Origin of the sequence: Falsiroseomonas oryziterrae (assembly GCF_021864505.1) — a bacterium.
Taxonomy (GTDB): Bacteria; Pseudomonadota; Alphaproteobacteria; order Acetobacterales; family Acetobacteraceae; genus Falsiroseomonas; species Falsiroseomonas oryziterrae.
Genome location: NZ_JAKJIB010000188.1, coordinates 1 through 7595, shown reverse-complemented (window position 1 = coordinate 7595; position 7595 = coordinate 1). Strand labels below are relative to the sequence as shown.

The window sequence follows — 7595 nt, the reverse complement described above, 5'->3', positions numbered from 1 at the left end:
GCCGCCCCCGGCGCCGCCGCCGCGCCGAGCGGCGGCGCCACGCCGCGCCGGACGTGCTGCAGCGCACAATACCGCGAGCGCGGTCGACGCGGCCGCGATCCGCCCCATTTTCGCCACCATGGACGCGTCCGCGATCGCCACCGGGGAGGCGGCGCTTTTCCTCGACTTCGACGGGACCCTGGTCGAGATCGCCCCACGTCCCGACGCGGTCGAGATACCGCCCGGGTTGCCGCGCCTGCTCATGCGGCTGGCCGACCGGCTCGGCGGGGCGCTCGCCGTCGTCTCCGGTCGCACCATTCCCGAACTCGAGGCCTTCCTGCCCATCCCGCTCGCCTTGGCAGGCGAGCATGGCGCAGCCATCCGCCACATCCCCGGCACGGTGCCGGAGCGGATCGCCCTGGCCAGCCCGCCGCCGGAATGGCGCGAACGCGCGCAGGCGCTGGCGCTGCGCTTCCCCGGCACGCTGGTCGAGCCGAAGGCGCATGGCTTCGCCGTGCACTATCGGCTTGCGCCGGAGGCGGCAGCGCCGATCCGGGCGCTGCTGGAGACGCTGATCGCCGGCAACGCCCGGTTCGAGCTGCTGCCCGCGCGGATGGCCTGGGAAGTGAAGCCCGCCGCCGTGTCGAAGGGCACCGCCGTCGCCACGCTGCTCGCGCGCGCACCCTTCGCCGGACGACGCCCCGTCTTCGTCGGCGACGACGTCACCGACGAGGCCGGCATGACCGCGGCGCGCGCGGCCGGCGGCCTCGGGCTGCGGCTGCAGGACGCCTTCGGCACGCCGGCAGCGCTGCGCGACTGGCTCGCCAGGCTTGCGGCATGAGCCGGCTCGTCGTCGTCGCCAACCGCGTGCCCGACCCGCGCGAACGCGGCGCGACCGCGGGCGGGCTCGCCGTGGCCCTCAAGGACGCGCTGGCGCGGCGCGACGCGATGTGGTTCGGCTGGTCGGGCGCCACCGCGCAGGAGACCGGCGCGACGCCCAACGAGGTGCAGGCCGGTCGCACCTGCTACGCGACGCTCGACCTGGGCGAGGCCGACTACCGCCACTACTACCGCGGCTTCTCCAACGACGCGCTCTGGCCGGTGCTGCACTACAGGCTCGGCATCGCCCGCTTCGCGCGCGAGGACTGGATCGGCTACCGGCGCGTCAACGCCGCCTTCGCCGCGGCGCTCGCGCCGATGCTGCGGCCGGACGACACGATCTGGGTGCACGACTTCCACCTGTTCCTGCTCGCAGGCGAGTTGCGCGCGCTCGGCTGCCGGCAGCGCATCGGCTTCTTCCTGCACGTGCCTTTCCCGCCCCGGCAGGTCTTCCTCGGCCTGCCCAACGCCGACGCCGTGCTGCACGCCATGGCGGCGCCGGACGTGATCGGCGTGCAGACCGAGGACGACGCCGAGAACCTGCGCGGCGCCCTGATCGGCACCGGCGAGCCCGAGGCCGCGACGCGCGTCGGCGCCTTCCCGATCGGCATGGACGCGGCCGGCTTCGCGAGCCTCGCCGCCCGCCGCTTCCGCACCCGCGAGGTCGCGCAGCTGCGCGAGAGCCTGGCCGGCCGCGCACTGGCGATCGGCGTGGACCGGCTCGACTACACGAAGGGGCTGCCACAGCGCATCGCCGGCTTCGGCAAGCTGCTGCAGCGCTTCCCGCGCCACCGCGGCAAGGTCACATTCCTCCAGGTCGCGGCGATCAGCCGCGGCGACGTCGCCACCTATCGCGCCCTGCGGCGCGAGCTGGACGAGGCGGTCGGGCGCATCAACGGCCAGTATGCCGAGCCGGACTGGGGACCGATCCGCTACATCACGCGCGCCGTCGCGCGGCCCACGCTGGCGGGCTACATGCGGCTCGCGCGGATCGGGCTGGTCACGCCGTTGCGCGACGGCATGAACCTCGTCGCCAAGGAGTTCGTCGCCGCCCAGGATCCGGAGGATCCGGGCGTGCTCGTTCTGTCGCGCTTCGCCGGGGCGGCGGTCGAGCTCGACGGCGCGCTGCTGGTCAATCCGCTCGACCCCGACGACATCGCGGAGGCGCTCGACGCAGCGCTGACGATGCCGGCCGAGGAGCGGCTGGCCCGCTGGCGCGGCATGGACACCGCCGTGCGCGCCGGCAGCGCCGCGATCTGGGCCAGGCGCTTCCTCGCCGCGCTGGAGGATGCGCCGCTGCCGGACGCAGGCACGGCGGGCGGAGACGGCGCCGCGCCGCCGATTGGCATCACGCCGCCTCGGCCAGCACTCCGCGCAGCGCAGCCGCGAGCTCACCGAGCCCGTAGGGCTTCATGAGCCGCGGCGGCGCGCCCGGGGCGTCGGCCCAGGCGCCCGCATGGCCGGTGGCAAGGATCACCGGCAGGTCCGGCCGCTCCGCCCGCACGCGCTCCGCCAGCATAAGGCCGGTCATGCCGGGCATGGCGTGGTCGGTGAGCACGGCGACGATCCCGGGATTCGTGCTTAGCAACGCAAGCGCCGCTTCCCCGCTCTCGGCCGGCAGCGGCTCGTAGCCGAGCTCCTGCAGCATCGCCGCGGTGCTCTCGAGCACCAGCTCCTCGTCATCGACCACGAGCACGGCGCCACGACCGCAGCCAGCGGGCACCTCCCAGCTCGGCGCGGCCGTCACCTCCGGCACCAGGGCCGAGGCGGGGAGCCAGATCGTCGCCGTCGTGCCACGCCCCGGCGCGCTTTCGAGCAGCAGCTGCCCGCCGGACTGGGCGGCGAGGCCGTGCACCATGGACAGCCCGAGCCCCGTCCCGTGCCCCGGCCCCTTGGTCGTGAAGAAGGGCTCCACCGCGCGCGTCAGCGTCGCTGCGTCCATGCCGGCGCCGGTATCTGAGACCGCGATGGTGAGCCAGCGCCCTTCGCCGAGGCCGGAGGGGCCCGCCCCTTCGACGAGCGCCGCCCGAACGCTGAGCTGCCCGCCATCCGGCATCGCATCGCGCGCGTTCACCGCGAGGTTGACGAGCGCGAGTTCGAGGGCGAGCGGATCGACATGCGCCGGCGGCAGATCCTCCGGCACGCTGACCTCCACATTCACCAGCGGCCCGGCCGACCGGCGCAGCAGCGCATCCAGCCCGGCCAGCAGGCCGCGCAGCTCCACCGCCCTCGGCTTCAGGTCCTGCCGCCGTGCAAAGGCCAGCAGCCGTTGCGTCAGCGTCGCACCGCGCTCCGCCGCCTGCGTCGCGGCGTCGAGGTGGCGCATCAACTCCGGTGCGCTCTGCAGCGCCCGCTTGCGGGCGAGCGCCAGGTTGCCGAGCACGGCCATCAGCAGGTTGTTGAAGTCATGCGCCACGCCGCCGGTGAGCTGGCCGAGCGTGTCCATCTTCTGCGCCTCGTGCAGCAACGCCTGGGCTGCCTTGAGCGAGGAGATGTCGCGTGCCTCCGCCACCAGCAGCGACACCAGCCCGTCCTCGTCGCGCACCGGCGTGACGGAGAAATCCACCATCAGCCGCCGTCCGGAGACGTCGAGCATCTCCGTCTCGCGGCGCACGAAGCGTCCCGCCGCGCCGTCCGACACCGCGCCGCGCAGCAGCGCATGGACCTCCGGCTCGTCCGGCCACCAGGGCGCGGCCCAGTAGGGCCGGCCGGTCACCTCGGCGGCCCGCACGCCGCCCAGGCGGAGCATCGCCGCATTCGCCTCGAGCACCGTGCCGTCCGGGGAGAGCAGTCCGATGAACTGGAAGGTGGCGTTGAAGAGGCCGCGGAACCGCGCCTCGCCCTCGCGCAGCCGGGCATTCGCCTGCGCGAGCGCGCCGGTGCGCTCCGCCACCCGGCGTTCCAGACCGAGCTTGGCGTCCTGCAGCGACTGCTGCGCCTGGCGCCGCCCCGTCACGTCGAGCGCGATGCCGAGCAGCCGCTCGGTCGGCCGCACATGACCTCGCGCCTCGGCGCGCACGCCGATCCAGCGTTCCGCCTCGCCGGTGCCGAGGCGGAACTCCGTGTCGAGCGGGGCGCCGCTCCTCCAGGACAGCGCCACCGTCGCCATGACCCGACGCCGGTCCGCCGGGTGGATGGCCCGCAGCGCGGCCCGGCCCGTCGTCGTGCCGGGGGCCGTCCCTGCGGCCCCCGGCGCGCCCCAGGCCTCGAACACCTCTCCGTCCAGCGACAGCCGGCCGCTTTCGATGTCGAGATCCCACAGGCCGAGGCCGCCCGCCTGCTGGGCCAGCCGCAGCCGCGCCTCGCGTTCCTGCAGCGATGCGAGCAGGCCGAGCCGCTCGCGCAGCAGCGTCTCGAGCGCCGTGCCGCGTTCCTCGGCCGCCCAGCGCGCTTCCGCCTCGCGCCGTTCCGCCGCAAGGCCGGCCACCGCGAGCCAGCCCGCGATGGCCATGCCGAGCACGAAGAGCAGCGAGCCCTGCAGCAGCCGTGTCTGGAACGGCGCCAGCGCCACCGTGCGGGGCAGCGACGCCTCGGCGATCACCGGCATGACCGACGCGGCGCGCCAGGCGACGAGCCGCGCCGCGCCGTCCGCTCCCTGCTCCTCGGTCATGCCCTCCTTGGCCGTCCGCACGGCCGCGTTCGGCACCGGCTGGGCCGCCGGCAGGGGCCAGTGCATCACGGGCGTTCCGTCGCGCCGGTACAGCGACAACTCGGCACCCGGGTCGAGGCCGAGGCGACGGGCGAAGGCACCGAAATCCTCGCCGTGCAGCGCCGCGGTCACGATGCCCACCAGCCGCCCGTCCACCCTGACCGCGCGGGCCCAGGCGAAGAACCACAGCCCCTCCGGACGGCTGCGCATCAGGGCGGTGATCGTGTCCGCCTCGCCGTCGAGCAGCGCGCGCACATAGTCGCGGTCCGACACGTCGAGGCGTGGTGGCGGCGGCGTCAGCGACGAGGCGACGACCCGCCCCGACGCGTCGAGCACCCAGAGTGAACCGACCTCGGGCGACGCGGCATCGAGGGCCACGAGGTCGCCGACGAGCCGCTCCGCGAGTTCCTCGGCGCCGTACCGGGCGACCAGGTCGGCAACGCGGGAGGCGGTGAGTTCAGCGACGCGCAGGGTCCGGTCCGCGCGTTCGGCCAGCAGGGCCGCCGCGTTGGCGACGCCCTGGTGCGCGTCGGCCAGGGTCGACTCCCGGTCCGCCAGCATGACGCGGACGAACAGCACCGTCGCCAGCAGCGCGAAGGCGGCCATGGCGAGCGTGAGGCGCAGGTCCGTGCCCCTCCGGCTCGCCCTTCCGTGTGCCCCCGCCCGCATGCGGCTCCCTTCGCAGGTCCTGGTCCCGGCAGTATGTAACCAGAAATCGCGCCGCACCGCACGATGCGCGGTTGCGTTTCGTCCGGGGAGAATCGCCGCATGAGCCAGCCCGAGGCCGCACCGACTGCAGCCACGGCCTGGGAAGCGGTCCGGGCGCTGGCCGCTGGGCCTGACGCGGCTGCGATCCGGACGCGGCTCGACACCGATCCGGGACGCTCCGCCCGCCTGACCCGGCGCGGCGCCGGCCTGCTGCTCGACCTGTCCCGGACATCGCTGACGGAGGCGGCGCTGGCGGCGCTGCTCGGTTTCGCGCGCGCGCGCGGCGTCGCCGGCTTCCGCGACGCCATGGCGCGTGGCGAACCGGTGAACGCGACGGAGCGGCGCGCCGCTCTCCACATGGCGCTGCGCGCACCGCCCGGCACCTTCCGCGCCGGGGCCGAGGACGCCTCCACCGAAGTTCACCGCACCCTTGGCGCGATGCGCGCCTTCACGGAGTCCGTCCACGCCGGCCGGATCGCCGGCGCCGCGGGCGCCCGCTTCACCGACGTGGTGAACATCGGCATCGGCGGCTCCGACCTCGGGCCCGCCATGGCGACGCGCGCGCTGTGGCGCCACGGCATGCCGATGCGCGCGCACTACCTGGCGAATGTGGACGCGCATGCCTGGGAGGCGGTGCGGCCGTCGCTCGACCCGCGCACCACCCTCGTCCTGGTCGCCTCCAAGACCTTCACGACGCAGGAGACGATGGCCAACGCGCATCTGGTGCGCGGCTGGCTCGTGCGGGCGCTCGGCGAGGCGCAGGCGAACGCGCATCTCGCCGCGCTTTCCACCAACCTGCCCGCCACCGCCGCCTTCGGCATCGCGCCCGATCGCGTCTTCGGCTTCCGCGACTGGGTCGGCGGGCGCTTCTCGATGTGGTCGGCGATCGGGCTCTCGGTCGCGCTCGCCTGCGGCTGGCCGGCGTTCGAGGAACTGCTCGGGGGCGCGCGCGCGATGGACGAGCATTTCATGTCGGCGCCGGAGGCCGAGAACCTGCCCCTGCTGCTCGCCGCCGCCGAGGTCTGGCACGTGAACGCGCTAGGCTACCCCGCCCGCGCGGTGCTGCCCTATGACGAGCGGCTCGCGCGGCTGCCGGCGCATCTGCAGCAGCTCGAGATGGAATCGCTCGGCAAGCGCGTCACCGCAGCCGGCGCGCCGGTGGCGATGCCGACCGGGCCGGTGGTGTTCGGCGAGCCGGGCACCAACGCGCAGCATTCCTTCATGCAGCTGATCCACCAGGGCACCACGCCGGTGCCGGTGGATTTCGTGCTGGTCGCGCAGCCGGACCACGACGCCGCCGACAGCCATCGCAAGCTGCTCGCCAACGCGCTGGCCCAGGCCGAGGCGCTGGCGCGCGGCCGGACGGAGGAGGAGGCGCGCAAGGAGATGCGGGCGGCCGGCCTGGATGCGGCGGAGGTGGATCGCCTCGCGCCGCACCGTGCCTTCCCGGGCGACCGGCCAAGCACGGTGATACTGCTGCCGCGCCTCGATCCGCGGTCACTGGGCGCATTGGTCGCCCTTTACGAGCACAAGGTCGCCTGCCTCGGCGCCTTCTGGGGCATCAACCCCTTCGACCAGTGGGGCGTCGAGCTCGGCAAGCAGCTGACCGGACCGATCCTCGCCGCGCTGGAAGGCCGCGACGTGGCGCTGCAACCCTCGACCGCGGCGACGCTCGGGCACATCCGGGCGCTCTGGCGATGAGCGCGAAACCCTATCGCGACAATGTCGGCGCGCTGCTGTTCAACGGCGCCGGGCTCGTGCTCGTCGCCCGCCGCGCCGACATGCCGAACGCGGAAGGCGCCGCGGGCGGCTGGCAGCTGCCGCAGGGCGGCGTCGATGCGGGGGAGGATCTCCGCCGCGCGGTGCTGCGCGAACTGGCGGAGGAGATCGGCACCGACAAGGCCGAGATCATCGCCGAACATCCAGAATGGCTGCACTACGAGTTCCCGCCCGAGCTCGCCGCCGGCGGCTTCCGCATCGCGCAGCGCTATCGCGGCCAGCGGCAGAAATGGTTCGCGCTGCGCTTTCGCGGCACCGACGCCGACATCCGCCTGGACGCCGACCCGCATCCGGAATTCGACGCCTGGCGATGGGCGCGGCTGGAGGAGCTGCCGGCGCTGGCCGTCTCCTTCAAGCGCGCGATCTACGAGGAGCTGGCGCGCGCCTTCGCGCATCTCGCGGCGCGCTGAGTCGGGCTGGCGCGGCGTCGCCCCGGCCAGCGAGCCTCGGCCGGTCGCCTGCGCCGCTCAGCGGTCCATCGCGGCGAGCCAGGCCGGCGCCTGCTCCGCCGGGGAGAGCGTGACCTGCCAATGGCCGATCAGGCAGCCCAGCGGGGCCGGCAGCCCGGGATGGAGGCGGCCCGCGGCGCGTGCGCCGGCCG

At 74.6% G+C, this 7595-nt stretch carries 5 protein-coding genes; 4 read left to right on the top strand and 1 reads right to left on the bottom strand.

The genetic code is table 11. The annotated features are described in order from the left end of the window. Positions 1 to 118 precede the first annotated feature (118 nt). Both otsB and L2I40_RS14800 read left to right on the top strand, forming a co-directional pair. Positions 119 to 820 carry a trehalose-phosphatase gene (gene otsB, locus L2I40_RS14805; protein ID WP_237215925.1) on the top strand — a complete coding sequence of 234 codons (702 nt, stop codon included), beginning with the start codon at positions 119 to 121 and terminating at the stop codon, positions 818 to 820. Then, entirely contained in the window at positions 817 to 2274 is a 1458-nt protein-coding gene (locus tag L2I40_RS14800; protein WP_237215910.1) for an alpha,alpha-trehalose-phosphate synthase (UDP-forming), read from the top strand. Before otsB ends, L2I40_RS14800 begins: the two co-directional genes overlap by 4 nt. On the opposite strand, the gene L2I40_RS14795 is transcribed toward L2I40_RS14800, so the two are convergent. Then, positions 2207 to 5113: a hybrid sensor histidine kinase/response regulator gene (locus L2I40_RS14795; protein WP_237215908.1), complete on the bottom strand. Its 2907-nt coding sequence runs from the start codon at positions 5111 to 5113 to the stop codon at positions 2207 to 2209. The genes L2I40_RS14800 and L2I40_RS14795 overlap by 68 nt on opposite strands. A gap of 162 nt (positions 5114 to 5275) precedes the next feature. On the opposite strand from L2I40_RS14795, the gene pgi reads away from it, so the two are divergent. Together pgi and L2I40_RS14785 are read left to right on the top strand one after the other, a co-directional pair. Next, positions 5276 to 6916, top strand: coding sequence for a glucose-6-phosphate isomerase (gene pgi, locus L2I40_RS14790; RefSeq protein WP_237215907.1), 1641 nt, complete (start codon positions 5276 to 5278; stop codon positions 6914 to 6916). Next, entirely contained in the window at positions 6913 to 7404 is a 492-nt protein-coding gene (locus tag L2I40_RS14785; protein ID WP_237215906.1) for an RNA pyrophosphohydrolase, read from the top strand. Before pgi ends, L2I40_RS14785 begins: the two co-directional genes overlap by 4 nt. Positions 7405 to 7595 lie beyond the last annotated feature (191 nt).

Excerpts from the sequence above, each read along its gene's own strand:
- otsB (WP_237215925.1), top strand. The coding sequence starts at position 119 with ATGGACGCGTCCGCGATCGCCACCGGGGAGGCGGCGCTTTTCCTCGAC.
- L2I40_RS14800 (WP_237215910.1), top strand. The coding sequence starts at position 817 with ATGAGCCGGCTCGTCGTCGTCGCCAACCGCGTGCCCGACCCGCGCGAA.
- L2I40_RS14795 (WP_237215908.1), bottom strand. The coding sequence starts at position 5,113 with ATGGCCGCCTTCGCGCTGCTGGCGACGGTGCTGTTCGTCCGCGTCATG.
- pgi (WP_237215907.1), top strand. The coding sequence starts at position 5,276 with ATGAGCCAGCCCGAGGCCGCACCGACTGCAGCCACGGCCTGGGAAGCG.
- L2I40_RS14785 (WP_237215906.1), top strand. The coding sequence starts at position 6,913 with ATGAGCGCGAAACCCTATCGCGACAATGTCGGCGCGCTGCTGTTCAAC.